This window comes from Paenibacillus thiaminolyticus (assembly GCF_003591545.1).
Lineage (GTDB): Bacteria > Bacillota > Bacilli > Paenibacillales > Paenibacillaceae > Paenibacillus_B > Paenibacillus_B thiaminolyticus_A.
The window spans coordinates 98,889-118,339 of sequence record NZ_QYZD01000005.1 but is presented as its reverse complement, the minus strand read 5'-3'; the positions used below and the strand labels follow the sequence as shown (position 1 = coordinate 118,339).

The following is a 19,451-nucleotide window of genomic DNA, read 5'->3' as shown; positions in this document are numbered from 1 at the left end:
CATCAAAGGGGATGAATGAATGTATACGAATGCGGCCGCTGGGTATCAGGCCTATCAGAAGAATAAATATGAAACGGCTTCCCCGCATAAATTAATTCTTATGTTATATAATGGTGCATTAAAATATATCAAACAAGCAGAATCGGAATTATCAGAAGGACATCATTCAACAGCTCATCGCAATATTTTGAAGGTTCAGGATATTATTTACGAGTTAATTGCATGCTTAAACGAGCGTGAGGGTGGTGAAATCGCAAAAAATCTAAAAACACTCTACTTATATGTTATCGATCAATTGGTACAAGCCAATATTCAAAAGTCGGTTGGACCACTAGATGAAGCAAGAACAGTGATTCAATCAATTAAAGAAGCATGGGAAGCGATAGGCAAAGAAGTGGTAACGGGGCAGTCATATGGACAATAACAGAATTAATGTGTACGAGGAAATGATCGGCTTGTGTCAGCAATATTTAATTGATATGAAGGACCAAGATTCTTGGAATGAGGTTTACTTTCAACAATTTGAGAAAAAATGGGACGATTTTAAACGACTTATTGCTTCAGTCCCAACCGAACCACGGTCCGAAGAAGAGAGAGAGCAAGAATTCATTCATTGCCAATCCCTTTTTGTTTTATATCAATCGATCATTGATAAAATGGAAAGACAAATCAGCCAACTCACATCTCAAGTTCAAGGTGTCCGTCAAAGCAAGACAATAATGAATGCTTATTATGGAATGGGCCGGGCTGAGCAAGTTGCTTACTATTTTGATGAAAAAAAATAAAATTTTAGTGCAGGGATATAAACTATATATGGTTTCTTTACGATATATATAATAGGCCGCAGGGAAGTGGCCAATAATAATTATCATGGAGGATGATTAAGAATGTCGATGTTTATTAACACTAACGTAGGCGCAATCAATGCTCATCGCAATTTGGGTATGAACAACACTGCAATGAGCAAGACAATGGAGAAGTTGTCTTCCGGCTTCCGTATTAACCGTGCAGCGGATGATGCGGCAGGCTTGGCGATTTCCGAGAAAATGCGTTTCCAAATTAACGGCATGAATCAAGCAACGCGCAACGCACAAGACGGTATCTCTTTGATTCAAACGGCAGAGGGTGCACTGACAGAGGTACATTCCATGCTGCAACGTTTGAATACGTTGGCTAACCAGTCTGCTACAGGAACATACGATGATAAGGACCGTGCTAATATCCAAAAAGAAGTTGACGCATTGGTCGAAGAAATCGACAATATCGCGAAGTCCACTAACTTCAACGGTATTCAACTTCTGGGTGATGCAGGAACAGCTTCGGGTGCAGCTAAGCTGGGCTCTGGCGTTCAATTCCAAATCGGCGTAGGTAAAGATAATACATTGACAGCTGAATTGGCAAAAATGGACTCCGAAACTTTGAACCTTAAAACAGGGGGTAGTGGAGCAGCAAACATTTCGTTGGGATCTGCAGATGATGCTCGTGATGCAATTGCAACAATTGAAGCAGCAATTAATACAGTTTCTGAGCAACGTGCTGCTTTCGGTGCCGTTCAAAACCGCTTGGAGCATACAATTAATAACTTGGGTGTAACATCCGAGAACTTGTCTGCATCTGAATCCCGTATCCGTAACGCGGATATGGCGAAAGAAATGACAGATTTCACCCGCAATCAAATTCTCGTACAAGCAGGTACGTCGATGTTGGCACAAGCTAACTCTGCGCCGCAGAACGTATTGAAATTGCTCGGCTAATAAAATCACTTCTCTTAAAAATCCTGAAGGTAGAACTACCTTCAGGATTTTTTTGTGCAACATATCGATTAGAAGGGCACTCAACATTAGACATAGATTATCCGATATAAATAATATTACTAAACGTATAAGAGGTGCTGAATATGAATATTTCGATAGATAATGAATCGCGCCAATATGATGTTCAATCAGCCGCTGAGATGGATGCTCATTGGATAAATATATCAAGGGAAGTCTTGAGTAGAAATGATTTAATTTACTGTGTGGATATCGATGGAGTAAGCTATTATGATGACTATGCGACTGAGTTGTTAACGAGATATGAAGAGATACAGACTGTAGTCATACATACTATTACAAAGGAACGTAGCTTTTATACCACTTGGAATGACTTTCAGGATTATGCGAACAGAGTGGTGGGAGTTGTGGCAGAGCGTATTGCTCCTCTATATGGGGGGGCGGTGGAAGAGACAGGTGAAATCGTGTCGGAATTGATCGGATCGATCGAGTGGATTAGCAATGCGCTGACATTTATGGCGTACTTGGGTAATGAGATAGGGGTCGGACGGGAGGCGCTGGATCTAATTGACGATACAACAGCACAGATCAAGCCGATTCTCGAGTTGTTGACCGGGGAAATAGAGTGGGGAAATTTGATCGGATTTGCCGATATTATTCAATACGAGTTTATCCCAATTATTGAAGAATATTTTTGCAAGAGCAAGGAGGTTGAACTTCCGATTGGAAGCATTAAAAACTAACGCTAAAGTTATTCACCACCGCTTCCCCCATCTTGCCTCCATCATAGATCATGGAGCTAGTATTCCGGACTCATTGGAGATGGTTGTATCGAAAGACAATCGACTTCATCCCGTTGTTCAGATTGATGGTCGAATGCATCATATTTACAGCGCCTATAATGTGGAACGCGAAGTTTCTCTTTGGCTAGAACAGGTGTCCGATTCTGTATCGGAGTCATTATATGTCCTTTTAACCGGATTCGGATGCGGCTATCATCTGGAAGCGTTAATGAATAGGTTCCCTGGCAAGCGATATTACGTCTATGAGCCGGATGTCCGTTTATTCTGTAAGGTGATGCAAACATGCGACGTATCTGCTGTACTTGGCCACAGCAGCCTAGAGGACTTGACAGTTGGTACGGATGCAGAGCGAAACACCTCTTTTCTTGACCGATTTACGGATCAAGTGTCAGGGAAATTTGTACAACTATATGTTCCATCCTATCAACGGATTTATCACGAAAATATTAAAGAATTTCATGAACTGGCAGTTCAAGTAGCGAAGATGAAAAGAAGCAACTTAGCTACTTTTTTACAGTTTGGTCCTGAATGGATAACGAATGTATTGCAAAATATGAAACATATTGTGAAGTCGCCACCAGTTACTTTTCTGAAAAATAAATTTTATGATGTACCTGCTGTCGTTGTAGGTTCAGGTCCCTCCTTGCATTATGATTTAGATATGATAAGACAGCTGAAAGGAAAGGCTCTTATTATTGCGGCCGGAACGAGCATTCAAGCTTTGATGCAAGCTGACATTGAACCTGATCTTGTGGTCTCGATGGATGGGGGACAGTCGAATTGCAAAGCATTCCAGTCTGTGCATACCGATCATATACCCTTAATTTATGGTACCTTCATTAATCCGGGTATATTGAATGAAAGCAGACAATTTTGTGCGTATTTTATCTTGGATTTGGAGATTATAACACCTCATCTGCTCGGTGATATTTCGGAAGTTCCTATTTTTGCCTCAAACTTCAGTGTTACCGGATTATGTATACAGTTAGCTGCATATATGGGCTGTCGTACGATTGTATTTACAGGTCAGGACTTGTCATTTCCGGGCAGGAAATATTATGCTGACGGAATTCGTCACTCAGACCCTGATTACATTAGGAATACCACCGAATCGGCATCTATGGAAGTTGAGAATGTATACGGAATAATGAATTATACCAACCATATCATGTTTGTTACGTTACGGGACATAGAAAATTTAATTTGTTTGTATACGGATATTGAATTCATTAATACTTCTCAGCATGGGGCCAGAATAAAAGGCACAACCTTTATGCCTATGGATAAACTGGACTATCATCGGTTGGGGAGTTCCGTTCATGGCCGGGTTAAAGAGCTATTCAAGCAAAAGCAACGGACTGAGATGACTGACGATGTGATTATGCGAATGCGTAGCGATCTTAGGGAACTGGTAGCGTTAAAAAACTCGTTTCATCAATTGCTTAAGCTTATTAATCGGTTGAAGAACAAAACAAGACCGGGGCAGAATCAATTCTTGGTAGACGGATTGAATCGTATCAGTAAGCTGTGGACTGATATATCGCACAATAAGACTTATAGCGTATATGTTAATTTTGGATTAAGCTCTTTGATGAATAGCTATCAGAGATTCATATCGGAATTGAATCGTCAATCACGGCTTGATGTCAAATTCAACATAATTGAAAAGTACATTCCTACATTAAGCAGGCAAATTATACAGTTTATCCCTTTTATTGAAGATACCCTTACAGCTACTATAAGAGAGTTGGCGCAAGAAAGTAGTGAAGAAGCAGAATCGGGGAATTTATAAGGATGTACGTTGGGGGTAAGTGTAAGCGTAATTGTACCTGTATATAATATTGAGGCGTACTTGCGCCGATGTCTAGATTCTTTAGTTATGCAGACGCTGGAAGCTTTCGAGATTATTGTAGTCAACGATGCCTCGCCAGACCGAAGGTTCGAAATTATGATAAATATTATCCGGATAAAATCATAGTTATCGATTCCAACGTCAATGTTAGGCAAGGTGGCGCAAGGAACTTGGGAATTCGGGCGTCCCGTTCTGAGATAGCGATGACTGGTAGATGTCAACATGTATGAACAGCTATATACCACTGCGATCGAGAAGGATGCGGATGTGGTCAGCTGTGATATGTTACGGGTTCTAAACTTCTATCAACGGGACTGTCGGTATTTACGGGGACACTGGATGCGGGTAAGAGAGAAGAGATAGTGGTTAACGGGGCTCTACCAGGAGGCGTTAGTAAAATCTATGGAAAAAGTTTGATCTATGACCATGACATTTGGTTCCCGGAGCGATTAGTTTACGAGGACAATTTGTGGGGAGCATTGATTTTTCTCTACGCCCGCAATTATTATCTAATACTATTATTATAATGACAACTCGACGGTTGCTTCTATAACAAGAGTATGCATCAGTTCGAGCGTTTGGTATAAAGACGATGAAATTAGATGAGTATAGGAAGAGAGGCTTCTATGAGCAATATAAAGATGCGATTGAATACAGCTTCATTCAATTTATTAACTCCTTGCATCTTGCTTTTGCGAGATTTAGCAGGCCGTCCTTTACTAAAGTATTTGAAAGCGTAAATATATGAAGGAACATTTCCCCCGACTATAGGCATAACAAATATTTTGGCCAGATAAACGAGGTAGGCGGCATGCTGAGCGGGATAACTGATCTTAGTCCATATAAGGCATATGAATGGTACAACTCCGTGCTGATGAGAGGGCGAATTGAATGAACTATTCTGGAAAAAAGATATTGATTATTGGTGGCACTGGGACGATAGGGCAGAGCTTGCTGAAGCATGTGCTGCGTGACAATCCGTCCGTCATCCGTATATTGAGCAGGGATGAGTATAAGCAATTCAAGCTGCAACAACAGTATCTTGATTATACAAATATCCGATACTTGATTGGAGATGTTCGGGATTACGAGAGAATCAAGCGAGCTATGGAAGGGATCGACTACGTGTTCCATGTCGCCGCGATGAAGCATGTTCCGGCGTGTGAATATAATCCGTTCGAGGCGGTGCAGACCAATATTATCGGGACGCAAAATGTTATTCAGGCCTCACTTGAGTGTGGGGTTGAAAAGGTAATATTCACAAGTACGGATAAAGCAATCTCGCCTGCGAATACATATGGTGCCTCTAAACTTATGGCAGAGAGACTAATTTCGGCGGCCCAATATCAATCTGGAACGAAGAAAACAGTATTTGCTGCTGTCCGTTTTGGGAATGTTATGGGCTCCAGGGGTTCTGTAATTCCTTTGTTCAAAAAACAAATTGCGGAGAAACGCATTATAACGGTCACATGCAAAGAAATGACACGTTTTATGATGACCCAAAAGCAGGCGACCGAGTTAACATTAAAAGCAATGATGATGGCGAATGGCGGTGAAGTGTTTGTACTTAAAATGCCGGTTGTTCGTCTTCTGGATCTTGCTGGACAAATCATTGAACAAGAGGTGCGCAAAGGTATTTCTCCTGACTCAGTTCATATCGAAGAAATCGGCTTACGCCCCGGGGAAAAAATGTATGAGGAACTTATGACTGTTGAGGAATCCAAATATGCTCTAGAAACGGAAGATATGTTCATTATTCCTAACGCCTTCATGAAACCACATCAATATGAAGGAGCCAGACCAGCACAAGTAAGAAGTTATAGTTCTGCAGATGTTGAGCCTTTAAGTGTGAAACAGCTTGAACAATTACTATCTCAGAGCGGAATTGTCGAGGAACATACGGAGATTAGCAGGATAAAGAGGGAACAATTAAGTATATAAAAAGGTGGCAATGCCTTGTGAAACTCGTTACTATTATACAGGCAAGAATGGGATCAACTAGACTCCCAGGGAAGGTAATGCTGCCATTGGGAGATACAATAGTCCTGGATTATGTCGTAAACCGATGCCATCAGATCAAAGGAGTAAACGAAGTTATAGTAGCCACTTCAACGGAGCGAGCAGATGATAAAATAGAGCAGTGGTGTGATGAATATCACATTCCCTGCTCGCGTGGCTCGCAAGATGATGTTTTGGGAAGATACCATAAATGCGCTAGAGAATGGGATGCTGATTATATTTTTCGAGTGACTTCCGATTGTCCATTTGTAGATTATGAAATGGCGTCTGATATTGTAAATGAGATGAAGCGGTCCTCATACGATATCATTAAAGTGGAAGGTCATTTACCGAGAGGATTGGTTGCAGAATTATTTTCGTTCAAGACTTTGGAGTATATGAATAAGCATGGGTTGGAAGCACGGCACCGGGAGCATGTAACCTATTATGCGTATGAATATCCCGAACAATTTAATATGGGATATTTTCGAGCAAGAGAAAAACTTCAACACCCGGAGCTTAGAATTACTGTAGATACTCCGGAAGACTACAAATTGTGCAGATTGATAGCTCAACATTTTAAGTCAAACTTACTAGTGTCTTCAAGTGAGGTCATATCTTATTTGCTAGAACATCCGGAGATAGCCGCAATTAATGCACACATTGAACAAAAGAGAGTCATCTGATTAATGACAGGGGGACATTATGAATATCTTATTAACAGGTGGAGCAGGTTTTATTGGCAGATGGGTTGCTAAACAACTTCTTGGAGATGGGCATCGCGTATGGGTTTTGGATGACTTATCGAATGGAAGCGAAGGCAATTTAGATGAATTCCGAAACCATGAACATTTTATGGGCTTGGTAGAAGGAACGATATTGGATGAGCATTTATTAAGTGCCCTTTTTGAAGAACACCAATTTCAACTATGCTACCATTTGGGGGCTTCTATTAACGTCCAGGCTTCAATCGATGATCCAAGGACGACATTTAACAACGATACTGTAGGTACATTTTATGTGCTGGAGCAGTGCAGAAAAAATAATACGAAGGTGGTATTCATGAGTACGTGCATGGTGTATGATGCCTGCGCGGATAATGTTGGAATTACGGAAGAACATCGTACTAAACCGGCATCTCCGTATGCTGGAGCAAAAATTTCGGCTGAGAACATGGTCCTTTCCTATTACTATGCATACGGTTTACCCGTTGTTGTTATCAGACCGTTTAATACATATGGGCCGTTCCAGAAAACAGGCGGAGAGGGCGGAGTTGTCGCTATTTTCATCAAGAATAAACTTGATGGAAAAGATTTGAGTATATACGGAGAAGGATCCCAAACGAGAGATCTATTATATGTGGAAGATTGCGCGCGATTTGTAGTTGAAGCCGGATATAGTGATAATGTAAATGGTCATATCATTAATGCCGGGCTTGGAAGAGACATATCGATTAATGATTTGGCTTTATTGGTGGTTGGAGATTCTTCCCGTATTAAACATGTGCCTCATATCCATCCGCAGAGTGAAATAAAAAAATTGTTGTGTAACAACAAAAAGGCCGAAGCACTTCTTAATTGGAAGCCTTTAGTGATGCTAGAAGAGGGAATTGGGCGAACAGAGGAATGGATTAAACAAACAAGAATGATTTGATGTGCTGCAGGAGATGAAGAAAATCATGAACTCACATGGATTTTTTGAAAATAATCCAGTTAGAAGCAATATTTTGCCATACGGTCGCCAGTGGTTAGATGAAGAAGACATCCAAGCAGTTATTGACGTTTTAAAGAGTGATTTTATAACGCAAGGGCCTAAAATCTCAGAATTTGAACAGTCTATTGCATCTAAAGCAAGTGCAAAGTATGCAGTAACATTCTCGAACGGCACTGCGGCATTACATGGAGCGTGTTATGCTGCCGGAATTACCGAGGGTGATGAAGTTATAACATCTCCTATTACATTTGCAGCAAGCAGCAACTGTGTTCTTTATCAACGAGGGATTCCAGTTTTCTCAGATATAGACTTAACCTCATATAACTTGGACCCTGATGTATTAGAGAGAAGAATCACCAATCGAACAAAGGCCATTATTCCTGTTGATTTCGCAGGCCAACCTGTAGAAATGGACCGTTTTATAGAAATTGCTGAAAAACATAACCTGATCCTAATACAAGATGCTGCACATTCTCTTGGAGCTACATACAAAGGAAACCAGGTTGGTTCAATGGCTGATATGACAATGTTCAGCTTTCATCCTGTAAAAGCAATAACAACTGGAGAGGGGGGAGTTATTGTTACTGATTCGGAAGAATATTATCAAAAGCTACTCTTATTTCGTAGTCATGGAATAACTAGAAATCCTGAACTTCTTGAGGATACTAAAGGACCGTGGCATTATGAGATGCATGATCTTGGCTATAATTACAGAATGACAGATATACAAGCTGCTCTAGGACTGTCTCAATTGCAACGATTAGAGCACTTTTTAGCTAGAAGAAGAGAAATAGCAGAGAAATACACAGATGCATTTGCAGGGTTGGAAGGACTTATAACACCACACCAAGCACTCTATTCTAATTCTGCATGGCACTTATATGTCACTCGGTGGTTATCAGAGTGTTTTAGAGCTGATAGGAGAACGATATTTGATGCATTGAGAAACGAAGGGATCGGTGTGCAGGTTCATTATATCCCAGTGTACCAGCATCCATACTACAAAAAATTGGGATACAGCTCGTTATGTACAAAAGCTGAGGAGTTTTATAGCACTGCTATTTCACTTCCGATATATCCAAAAATGAATGATGAAGATGTATCTGATGTAATTAAAGCTGTTAAAAAAACCTACAATATATTTAATATTTGCTAAGAACATTAGTAACACATGAACACTTAGTAATGCTATCTTATGTCTCTAGTGAAGAGGGGGTAAAAATGAGGGTTCTTGCGATTGGTGCCGGGAAAGAGCAGTCTTATGTTATTAAAAAGGCTAAAGATATGGGGCTCCATGTAATAGCGGTTGATGGAAACAAAGGTAGCTCCGGATTTAAGTATGCAGATAAGAGCTACGTTGTGGATATTAGTAATGAAACAGAAGTCATTAAAATTGCTGAAAAAGAAAAAATTGTGGCAGTTCTCCCGACTCCAATTGGACGGTATTTAACAACTATCGGGGCGGTAAATGATTATTTGGGGTTAAAAGGGATAAGTAAAAAGGCAGCGTTTAACTGTACAGATAAAATGAAGACTCATGAAATTCTTATAGAACATGGTGTAAAGACCGCTAGACAGATAAAAATAAGAAAAGGAACTTCAATTGAGGAAATTAATGAAAATTTTTACTATCCTTTTATACTTAAACCAAGATATGGAGCGGGCAGTAAAGGTGTTAGAGTTATTCGGAATTCTGAAGAATTGCTCTCCTATTATGAGGAAGGTATTCTGGTTGAGGAGTTCATGACGGGAAAAGAATACGGTCTAGATGGCATTGTGAGAAATGGTGTCTTTCACCTAATATTAGTGAGAGAAAAAGTTTTGACCGATTTTCCATTTAGACAAGAAATAGGGTATATTGCTCCTGCTCCTATCTTTGATAAAACATTAGAAAATATTAGATTAAGTGCACAAAAAGTTTGTAACGCCATTGGATTAACAGATTGTTTGTTGCATGCAGATATAATTATTGAAGATGATGTGATTAAATGGATAGAGCTTTCAGGTAGGCCGTCAGGTCTTCATATTAGTAGTTTCATGGTTCCTAATGTGACTGGAGAAAATTATATTCAGCAACAAATAAACTATCTAATAGGAAAAAATGAAGAGATAGTACTTCATTCATTTGATGTTTACAAAAAGATGTATTTAGGTTTTTTTTCTTTTTCTAAAATCGGTTATGTAACATATGTGCCAGATAAAAAGAGATTTGTAAACAACGATTATGTTTTTGATTACCACTGCCATATAAAAAATGGAGATTATCTTGATCAGATAAAAGATGGGTCTGATCTAATAGATAGAGGTTTTTTTGCTATAACAGGTCAAACTATTGATGAAATGTGTGATAGAGCCCAGTCGATAATAAGTAAATTTCATATAGAAAAAGGATGATATTGTGAATATTACTGATAAGTTAAACCAAGAAAGTGCTAGTGAAGAAATCAAAAAAAATGTTATGTTGTACCCCAGTGAAAGAGTAGTTTCATTTCTAGCTAGAAACTTCGGTGATTTAGAGAAGAATAAAGAAAAAAATGCTCTTGATATTGGTTTTGGATCTGGACGTCATCTAAAAACAATGTTGGAATACGGATTTTGTACTTACGGAATTGATTACAGTAAAGAATGCTTTGAAATTGCGAAACGAAATTTGGCTGATTTCCCCAATCTTATTAAGTTGACATACTCAGAATGGTCAGAATCTATGTTTGATGTCAAAATGGATGCGGTAGTTTGTTTTGGGGTTGTGTTCCTTAAGACAAAAGCAAGAATGTTAGAAGATTTAAAACAAATGTACAATATTATGAACCACAATGGGAAAATGTTAATAAATTTTAGAAATAAAGAAAATTGGTTTTACGGATTAGGAAAAGAAGTTGAAGGTGATTCATTTCTATTAGATGAAAGAGCAGGTTCTTATCATAATTTCTTGTATACTTTTTTAGATTTGGAAGATGCTCAAGAAATGCTTAAAGAAGCTGGATTTATAGTTGAGAGTATTGAGCGAGAAGATTACTATAAAAACAATCTAAAAGAAAAGCACAGTTGGTGGAATTTTACGGTAAGAAAAGACTGAGGTGGACAAAATGAAATCGATAAAGATTGGAGACAGAGAAATTGGCAACTTATGCTCAAGTTTAATAGTTGCTGAAATAGGTGCAAATCATAACCTGGATATGGGATTAATTAAACAAACAATTGATGCTGCCGCCGTTTGTGGAGTAGACGCGGTCAAGTTCCAGACTTATACTCCCGAAGAGTTACTAGCTGATGTAAATCGAATTATTACTTGGGGACCTAAAGGTTCAGAGGTTACAGAACCAATTTCTGAAATGTTCAGAAAGTTATCTTTACCGAGAGAGTGGCATGAAGAAGTCTTTGCTTACGCAAAGGAAAAAGGCCTCATTGCATTTTCAACGCCTTTTAGCGTTGAGGGATTACATTTTCTAAATGATACATTGGATATTCCTTGCATTAAAATTGCTGCTTCTGATGTAAATTATATAGACTTGTTGCAAAATGTCGGAAAAACAGGTAAGCCAGTGATGCTGTCACTTGGAAAATGTACTTTATCAGAAGCGGATATGGCGATCGAGATGTTATTTGAAAACGGTGCGAAAGATTTGGTAATTATGCACTGCGTAGCGCAGTATCCTTCTCCCATGGAGGAAATGAACCTGAAAGTCATTGAAAGTTTGAAAACTCTCTATCCAGAGTGTGTTGTTGGATTTTCAGATCATTCATTAGGAATCACCGCCGCGATAGGAGCCGTCGCATTAGGTGCAAGGGTCATTGAAAAACATTTTACACTAGATAAAAGTCTGAGTGGTCCCGATCATTGGTTTAGCATTGATCCACATGATATGAAGTCCCTTGTTCAAGAAATTCGAAATTTAGAAGCTGCAATGGGGCACCCAAGGAAGAAAATTCTCGCCTGCGAAAAATCAGAACGGGACACATCCGTACGCTCCTTAGTTCTTGCAAAGTCAATAATGAAAGGTGAAATGATCCGTAAAGACCACCTGAAGATGGTCCGCCCGGGAACTGGAATATCACCGTTCGATGTTGATAAGGTCTTAGGTTTGCGCGTGACTAGCTCCTTAGATAAAAACACTGTATTGACATGGGAGCATTTTAAGTGATAATTATTTATTCTGTTGGAAATTCAAAGGTCGGTATAGGAAATGTGAGCCGCGCCTCATCCTTATATAAAGAATTTTTAAAAAATGACTTAGTAAGTACACAAGACATTTATTTTATATGTGAGGCTTCGAGATCTATTCTAGAACAGTTTCACCTTAATCTTTTACCAAGAGTAACTATGACGAAAGATAAGGATGATTCTTTTGAATTTATTCGTTCATATCTGAAGCATCGAAAAAAAGAGTGTTTATTAATAGTTGATGCGCCAGATTTGTCATATATCGATAGAGAACGTCTTGCTTTATATGGAATAAGCAAGTTTATTTCTCTTACGGATAGTAACATAGATTCATTCCAACCCCATTTTTTTATTGATACTGATATCTTTCCTAAAAAATATTCTTATGACTTTCCTATTGAAATTATTTCAGGTGCTAAATACCACATCATCAGGGATGATTTACTTGTTCATAAGAAAAGTGAATTGCTAGACAAACAGATAATAGAGAGTGTGTTTGTTTGCTTTGGCGGAGCTGATCCTGCATTTTATACAGAATGGTTTTATAAAAACATTGCACTAGATTCTTCATTTAACCATATACACTTTACTATCGGTATTGGACCTGCCTTTTCTGAATCCAGAACAGGGCTGTTTGCTTCAATAAGTGATAGGGTTCAGGTTATCAAATGCCCTAATATAGTACAAGAAATCATAAATCATGATCTTGTAGTTACTTTGGGCGGTCTAACTACGTACGAAGCAATGTATATTGGAACACCTGTTTGTGCACTTGAATGGTCTTATATGACCCCGTATGTCAGAAAACTGCATGAGTACAACTTTATTGAAAATCTTGGAACGCCAGTCAAAGCATATGACTCGTTTAAAAACATAATTAATAATAGTAAAAGTCTATTTAAAAAGACTGACTATGCGTGGAGGACTTTGGATGGACTTGGTGCCAGACGGGCGGCTAATTCTTTGACGAGCAAACAAGAGCTCGTAATTTATTTTCATTGACAACGCTTCCAGCCAGTGATATAGTCGGAATTGTGAAGGACAATCTTCACGGATTTGAAGATGAAGGGAATGTTATCGACATGCAAGGTAAAGTAAAATGGTTTAACGCTGAGAAGGGCTATGGCTTTATCGAGACTGCAGAAGGCAACGACGTATTCGTTCACTTCTCCGCTATCCAAACGGACGGCTTCAAGACTCTGGAAGAAGGCCAAGAAGTTGAGTTCGATATCGTGGAAGGCGCTCGCGGTCCACAAGCAGCTAACGTAATCAAACTGTAATTATACCGACGTGAGTCGAATTATATATGATTCCGATTAGCTAGACGCCCCTGGTTTAAAAGCCAGGGGTTTATTCTTATTCAATAAAGTTCATGAGAGGTATATAAATGGCAACTCAATTTGAATACGAAATTCCCGCCCATGCAAATGTTTACACGAACACTCCTCGGACCAATAAAGTTTATTTTTCAACACCCTCACAAGGGGTAAATAAGGATACAGGATTGTTGCTACTCATCCCTGGTTATGGTGGGCATTCTCAATCAAACGTATACCGGAAAATGAGAAGAACATTTGCGGATGACTATAATCTCATTTGTATCCAATGTGATTATTTTGGTCAAGAATTCATGCAGAACGAGGTACTTGAGGAAAGTGTTGAGAACTTTAACGATATGTCCTTCATGCAGGCGATTGATAATATCAATGCCGTATTATTTGTGATTGAGGCTCTTCAAAGGAAAAATTTTAGTATTAATTATGGGAAAGTTATTGTATATGGACAGTCTCATGGAGCGTATCTATCCTATGTTTGCAACGCTTTTTCTCCGAATCTTTTTACGATGTTAATAGATAATTCTTCTTATTTATATCCCCTGTACTTGGTATCAGAACGGAATTTGAAGTACCCTGATAGACAAGTTACTTTTCATTATTTAGCATCCGATTTTCCGAAGGAAAATGAAATATTTTATTTACCAAGCTTATACTCCAAATTTGAAAATCAGTGCAAAATAATTAGCTATAACGGTACTCACGATTTGATGGTACCGCAGGAATCAAAGGAAAAGTTTTGCCGTGGAATTCATCCATCTTATTTTGAACTGGTTTCAGTGGACCGGGTAGATGGAGGGTTGTTTAAATCAACACAGCATGGTTTAGGGGCGGATTTTTTACGTTTGTTCGAATATACAATGGACAAATATGGGCAGTTTGAAGTTAGAAATAGACTTGATTTATGTACCTTGCAAATCAGAACGAGTGAACATCAATTTGAGTTGAACTATGATAGGGGCAGGCTTCAATTTTCTGCGTTGATCCTGTAAGAACGATAAATGATAAAATTTTATTTCCGCAGAAAGGTACTTCATTATAGAACTACAAATTTTGTAGGCCATTGAATTAACGTCATCATAGTTCCGTTTTCCAGCATAGTCAGATAAGGAACTTCTAACTAACAAGACAAGCACAGCGCTGCTAAAGGGCGCGGGGCTTGTTTTTTGTTTGTAAAAAACAACCCAACCGGGAATACTCCAAATACAATATACCGCGAAAGGAGGCAGGACATGAGCGGGAAGGATGAAACCCTGGAGTACTCCGCACCGGATAACGAACCGTTAGCCGCGGCTTTGGAGAAGAATGTGCAAAAGGTGAAGGAAACGCTTGGCCACAGTTCTGATCTGATCGTGAGAGAAATATGGGCGGGAGGGCGTTCGGATCGCAAGGTCGCTATTCTGTACATGGATGGATTGACCGATTCGAGAATGGTGCAGGATTTTATTGTGCGGGCAGTTACGGACAATGACACCATCCAGGATACGCAGGATAGCTCGGCGGAGACTGATTATTTTACCGCATTAAAAGAATACACGCTCTCCATATCCAATCTCAAAGAAATCACCGATTGTCAGGAACTGCTCAATCGTCTGTTAAGCGGGGATACAATTGTTTTGCTGGATCGATGCGACCGCGGGCTGGCGGCCGCAACGGCAGGCGGGGAAGAACGCGGGGTGCATGCGCCGGAAGATCAGACCGTCGTGAGAGGCCCGCGCGATGCGTTCACGGAGAATATAAGGACGAACACCGCATTGGTACGCCGGAAAGTCAAAAACCCGAACTTATGGGTCGAGACCAAAACGATAGGAACGGTCTCGCACACAAACGTGGCCGTGATGTACATCAAAGGAACCGCCGATGATCAGGTAGTTGGAGAGGTTCATCGAAGACTGGACGGGATTCAGCTCGCAGGAATATTGGAAAGCGGAATGATTGAAGAGCTTATCCAAGACCGGACGCTTAGTCCGTTTCCAACCATGTATAACACCGAACGGCCTGATGTGGTCGCGGCGGGGTTGATAGAAGGACGGGTGGCTATTCTGGTCGATGGGACACCCTTCGTCCTGCTCGTGCCCGCGTTATTCATTCAATATTTCCATGCAGCTGAAGATTACTATCAGCGCACTGATTTTGGCTTGATTCGCTTATTGCGGATGATTGCCTTTTTCATTGCGCTGCTCGGACCGTCTCTGTATATCGCCATCACGACGTTTCATCATGAAATGCTGCCTACGGCGCTCATGATCAGCATAGCGGCTGGGCGGGAGGGGGTGCCTTTCCCCGCATTTTTTGAAGCTTTGATTATGGAGACGACCTTCGAAATTTTAAGGGAAGCCGGTGTCCGGATGCCTCGAGCGATTGGGCAGGCGGTCTCCATTGTAGGCGCTCTTGTGATTGGGCAGGCTGCCGTAGAAGCAGGACTAGTATCGCCAGGGATGGTCATTGTCGTTGCCATCACGGCGATCTCCAATTTCTCTTTTCCTGCTTATAACATGGGGATTGCTGTTAGAATATTGAGGTTCCCGCTTATGGCTTTAGCTGCGGTGGCGGGTTTATATGGGATTTTTATCGGTATCGGGCTCATGCTTGTTCACTTGTGTGGCTTGAAATCATTTGGCGTGCCTTTTATGGCTCCCTTTGCTCCCTATAATTGGTTCGATCAGAAGGACGCTCTCATCCGATTGCCCAAAATCGGCCTGTCCGAACGGGTGCAATCGATTGGAACGAAGAACAAGCGATGATCGGAGGAGATGTCAGTGGCCTATATATCGCGTATGCTGATCATATTGCTAATACTGGCGGTGCTGACCGGATGTTGGAGCCGAAGAGAAGTGAATGACTTAATTATCGCGGTGGCGATGGGGGTTGACAGGGTGGGAGAAGAATATCTTGTCTCCGTGCAGGTGGTCGATCCGGGAGAAATCACGGCAAAAAAGGCGAGCGGACGTTCTCCGGCTACGGTATATACGGAAAAAGGGAAGACGATATTCGAGGCTGTAAGAAGAATGACAACAACGTCGGCCAGAAAAATTTATTTTTCGCACTTAAGAATGTTCTTGATCGGGGAGGAGACGGCCAGGGGCGGCATTGGCCACGTAATCGAATTTCTCTCTCGCGATCATGAATTTCGAACCGATTTTTATATCGCCATTGCCCGAAACATGAATGCGGAAAATATCTTGAAAAATTACACGACGATCGAAAAACTCCCTGCCAACAAGATGTTCTCTTCCCTGGAGATGTCGAGCCAATCCTGGGCGGCGACCGGGACCGTCAAATTGGATGAGTTGGTGACGGATCTGATGGCGGAAGGCAAAAGCCCGGTTATTACAGGTATCGGACATATCGGAGATATCGAAGAAGGAATGACGAAAAAGAATGTGGAAGTAACGGAGCCGCCCGCCAGGTTGAAATATAGAGGAATGGCTGTATTCCGGAGCGACAAGCTGATTGGATGGCTCAATGAAGATGAGAGCAAGGGTTATAATTATTTCAGGGGAAAGGTAAAAAGCACGGTGGGTGTCCTCCCGTGCCCACATGAAGACGGCAACTTATCGTTTGAGCAAATTCGAATGAATAGCCGGATTCGAGTCGATAGGCATAACTATCCCCCGAAGGTAAGTATCGATATTAATGTGGTCTCCAATATTGGAGAATCGCAATGCAAAATTGATCTAACCAACCCGAACGTTATTCAGAAACTGGAGAACAGAGCGGGAAAAAAGGTGAAATTAGGTGTTGAGGGGACGCTGAAAAAAGCAAGGTCGTTACAAACGGACTTCGTCGGGTTGGGGGCGGCCATTCATCGGTCGGCTCCCGAAGCATGGGCCCAACTGAAGCGTCATTGGCCCGAGCGAATGGATTCCGTCCCCATAAATATTCAGGTTCATATGAAGCTGAAGCACAGCAGCAAAACGAGAGGGACTTTTCTGGAAAAAATGAAAGAGTAAGCTTAATTAACATCGTGTAGAGCAACGGGGGCGAACTTGAGGTGCAACATTCAAAGATTACTCTGCGCCAATATCAAATTCTGGTCATACTGTTCACTGTCGGCACAACGATTCTGATTACGCCTGCCGGAATAGCGGCTGAGGTCGGTCAAGATGCCTGGCTTGCTCCGCTTGCAGCCATGGGGCTGGGCCTGCTTCTCGTGCTGCTGTACAACGGGATCAGCCGTGCCGCTCCCGGAATGGCGATTACCGATCTCTGTGAGGCGGTATTTGGAGTCTGGCTTGGCAAAGCGCTGTCGCTCCTGTTCGTTGCTTTTTCCTTCTTCGCCGCTTCAACGGTGTTTTATGATGTGGGCAAATTCATTGTTACGGTGATTATGCCGGAAACGCCCATGCTGTTTGTTAATATATTGTTTGGCGTCCTGCTCATGTACGCACTCGGAAGCGGCTTCGGCACATTTGCGAGGATGATCGAATTACTGTTCCCCTGGTTCGTGGTTCTCTTTTTAGTGATGGTTCTTTTGCTGCTGCCGGAAATTGATATACGGAATGTGCAGCCATTGCTGGAAGCGAAGCCGGGCAAACTGCTGTGGTCGGTATGTATGGTCGCCAGCCTTTCCTACATGCCGCTAGCGGTGTTCCTCGTCTTCCAGCCGTTCGAATTGAGAGACCCCGAGAAAGCACCAGGCGCTCTTTTAAAGGCGGTGTTGATAGGCGGAACCTTTTCTTCAGCCATTCTCGCATTAACGATTTTTGTGCTTGGCGCGAACGTAACCTCGCTGCAAGAATACCCAGTCTACACGTTAGCGCAGAAGGTCAGCATCGGGAAGTTCATAGAACGGATTGAAGCGATTGTAGCCGGCATGTGGCTGATCACGACCTTTGTCAAAGTATCCGTCTATTTTTATTCAGGCCAGTCAGGCCTTCTTCGGATTGCCGGAAGGACAAGCTATCGTGCCATCCTGCTGCCTTTGGTGTTGCTGCTTGTCCTTATTTCCATCCGTATTTTCCCGAATTCTGCCTTTGAAAATCGATTCAATGCAACCGGCTGGATAGTTAGCGCTTTTCTGGTGTGGGTTGCTTTTCCGCTCGTTCTGCTCATTGGGGTGAAGCTGAAATCATTCTTTAAAAATTAGATTCAAACACGCTTCAACCGGGTATATAGCTCGTACATAATGTTAATGAATTGTAACCGTTTAACGTGGTTCCCGCTGGGCAGTTATGGTATAATGTAGACATCAAAGGAGGAGTGTCCTATGAATTACAAAGTTCGAGGTCAACACATTGAAGTGACAGACGCCTTGCTCGATTATGTCGAGAAGAAGCTAGGGCGACTGGAACGCTATTTCGAAGCTCCCCCTACGTCAGATGTCAACGTGACGCTGAGCGTAATACGCGGCCAGCATAGCGTTGAAGTGACGATTCCTTTGCCAGGCTTGCTTCTGCGAGCGGAAGATCGGAGCAAGGATATGTATGCTTCCATCGATTCCGTCACGGATAAGCTGGAACGGCAAATTCGCAAGCACAAGACGAAGGTCAACCGGAAGTTCCGTCAGACGGGCACCGAGGCGCATCTGTTCAGTGATGCGGCTACACCGTTACCGGTGGATGAGGAAGACCAACTCGAAGTCGTACGGACGAAGCGGTTCACGCTGAAGCCGATGGACGTCGAGGAAGCGATTCTGCAGATGAATATGATTGGACATAGCTTCTTCGTCTTCTCGAACGCAGAGACGAAGGAAGTGAACGTAGTCTACCGCCGCAATGACGGGCGCTACGGCTTGATTGAACAAGGCTGATAACGGCTTGGCCGGCTCTGCTGCATCGCGATGTCAGAGTCTGCACCCAATACCCAAATTTGGAC

General features: G+C 41.6%; 20 protein-coding genes. All 20 read left to right on the top strand.

Annotated features, from left to right (window positions below; all coding sequences use genetic code 11):
• The first annotated feature begins 19 nt into the window (after nt 1-19).
• Nucleotides 20-424: a flagellar export chaperone FliS gene (gene fliS, locus DQX05_RS08310; protein ID WP_119792577.1), complete on the top strand. Its 405-nt coding sequence runs from the start codon at nt 20-22 to the stop codon at nt 422-424.
• Nucleotides 414-785, top strand: a complete 372-nt coding sequence (locus tag DQX05_RS08305) for a flagellar protein FliT (RefSeq protein WP_119792575.1) — start codon at nt 414-416, stop codon at nt 783-785. Before fliS ends, DQX05_RS08305 begins: the two co-directional genes overlap by 11 nt.
• Before the next feature lie 102 nt (nt 786-887).
• Nucleotides 888-1,754 (top strand): flagellin N-terminal helical domain-containing protein, encoded by an 867-nt coding sequence (locus DQX05_RS08300; protein WP_119792573.1) that lies wholly within the window; start codon nt 888-890, stop codon nt 1,752-1,754.
• Nucleotides 1,755-1,897: 143 nt separating this feature from the next.
• Entirely contained in the window at nt 1,898-2,515 is a 618-nt protein-coding gene (locus DQX05_RS08295) for a hypothetical protein (RefSeq protein WP_119792571.1), read from the top strand.
• Nucleotides 2,496-4,367, top strand: a complete 1,872-nt coding sequence (locus DQX05_RS08290; RefSeq protein ID WP_119792569.1) for a motility associated factor glycosyltransferase family protein — start codon at nt 2,496-2,498, stop codon at nt 4,365-4,367. The genes DQX05_RS08295 and DQX05_RS08290 overlap by 20 nt, the downstream gene beginning before the upstream one ends.
• A 9-nt stretch (nt 4,368-4,376) precedes the next feature.
• Complete coding sequence (locus DQX05_RS33060) at nt 4,377-4,553, top strand: glycosyltransferase family 2 protein (RefSeq protein WP_119792568.1); 177 nt, start codon at nt 4,377-4,379, stop codon at nt 4,551-4,553.
• A 765-nt stretch (nt 4,554-5,318) separates the two neighbouring features.
• Nucleotides 5,319-6,368 (top strand): UDP-N-acetylglucosamine 4,6-dehydratase family protein, encoded by a 1,050-nt coding sequence (locus DQX05_RS08280; protein WP_119792566.1) that lies wholly within the window; start codon nt 5,319-5,321, stop codon nt 6,366-6,368.
• Nucleotides 6,369-6,385: 17 nt separating this feature from the next.
• Nucleotides 6,386-7,111, top strand: coding sequence for a cytidylyltransferase domain-containing protein (locus DQX05_RS08275; RefSeq protein ID WP_119792564.1), 726 nt, complete (start codon nt 6,386-6,388; stop codon nt 7,109-7,111).
• A gap of 19 nt (nt 7,112-7,130) precedes the next feature.
• Nucleotides 7,131-8,078, top strand: coding sequence for a dTDP-glucose 4,6-dehydratase (locus DQX05_RS08270; RefSeq protein ID WP_119792562.1), 948 nt, complete (start codon nt 7,131-7,133; stop codon nt 8,076-8,078).
• Nucleotides 8,079-8,103: 25 nt separating this feature from the next.
• A complete protein-coding gene (gene pseC / locus DQX05_RS08265; RefSeq protein ID WP_119792796.1) occupies nt 8,104-9,294 on the top strand; it encodes a UDP-4-amino-4,6-dideoxy-N-acetyl-beta-L-altrosamine transaminase in 1,191 nt (396 codons plus the stop codon).
• A gap of 65 nt (nt 9,295-9,359) precedes the next feature.
• Entirely contained in the window at nt 9,360-10,532 is a 1,173-nt protein-coding gene (locus DQX05_RS08260; protein WP_182914675.1) for an ATP-grasp domain-containing protein, read from the top strand.
• A 4-nt stretch (nt 10,533-10,536) separates the two neighbouring features.
• Nucleotides 10,537-11,214 (top strand): class I SAM-dependent methyltransferase, encoded by a 678-nt coding sequence (locus tag DQX05_RS08255; protein ID WP_119792558.1) that lies wholly within the window; start codon nt 10,537-10,539, stop codon nt 11,212-11,214.
• 10 nt (nt 11,215-11,224) lie between these two features.
• Nucleotides 11,225-12,280, top strand: coding sequence for an N-acetylneuraminate synthase family protein (locus DQX05_RS08250; RefSeq protein ID WP_119792556.1), 1,056 nt, complete (start codon nt 11,225-11,227; stop codon nt 12,278-12,280).
• Nucleotides 12,277-13,302 carry a hypothetical protein gene (locus DQX05_RS08245; RefSeq protein ID WP_119792554.1) on the top strand — a complete coding sequence of 342 codons (1,026 nt, stop codon included), beginning with the start codon at nt 12,277-12,279 and terminating at the stop codon, nt 13,300-13,302. The genes DQX05_RS08250 and DQX05_RS08245 overlap by 4 nt, the downstream gene beginning before the upstream one ends.
• Before the next feature lie 80 nt (nt 13,303-13,382).
• On the top strand, nt 13,383-13,580 hold the full coding sequence (locus tag DQX05_RS08240) for a cold shock domain-containing protein (protein WP_119792794.1): 198 nt from the start codon (nt 13,383-13,385) through the stop codon (nt 13,578-13,580).
• Nucleotides 13,581-13,687: 107 nt separating this feature from the next.
• Nucleotides 13,688-14,626: a DUF2920 family protein gene (locus DQX05_RS08235; RefSeq protein ID WP_119792552.1), complete on the top strand. Its 939-nt coding sequence runs from the start codon at nt 13,688-13,690 to the stop codon at nt 14,624-14,626.
• A 240-nt stretch (nt 14,627-14,866) separates the two neighbouring features.
• Entirely contained in the window at nt 14,867-16,378 is a 1,512-nt protein-coding gene (locus DQX05_RS08230) for a spore germination protein (RefSeq protein WP_119792550.1), read from the top strand.
• Between the two features lie 15 nt (nt 16,379-16,393).
• Nucleotides 16,394-17,587: a Ger(x)C family spore germination protein gene (locus DQX05_RS08225; protein WP_259391861.1), complete on the top strand. Its 1,194-nt coding sequence runs from the start codon at nt 16,394-16,396 to the stop codon at nt 17,585-17,587.
• A 41-nt stretch (nt 17,588-17,628) separates the two neighbouring features.
• Nucleotides 17,629-18,723, top strand: coding sequence for a GerAB/ArcD/ProY family transporter (locus DQX05_RS08220; protein ID WP_119792546.1), 1,095 nt, complete (start codon nt 17,629-17,631; stop codon nt 18,721-18,723).
• 120 nt (nt 18,724-18,843) lie between these two features.
• Complete coding sequence (gene hpf, locus DQX05_RS08215; protein ID WP_119792544.1) at nt 18,844-19,386, top strand: ribosome hibernation-promoting factor, HPF/YfiA family; 543 nt, start codon at nt 18,844-18,846, stop codon at nt 19,384-19,386.
• The last annotated feature ends 65 nt before the right edge of the window (nt 19,387-19,451 follow it).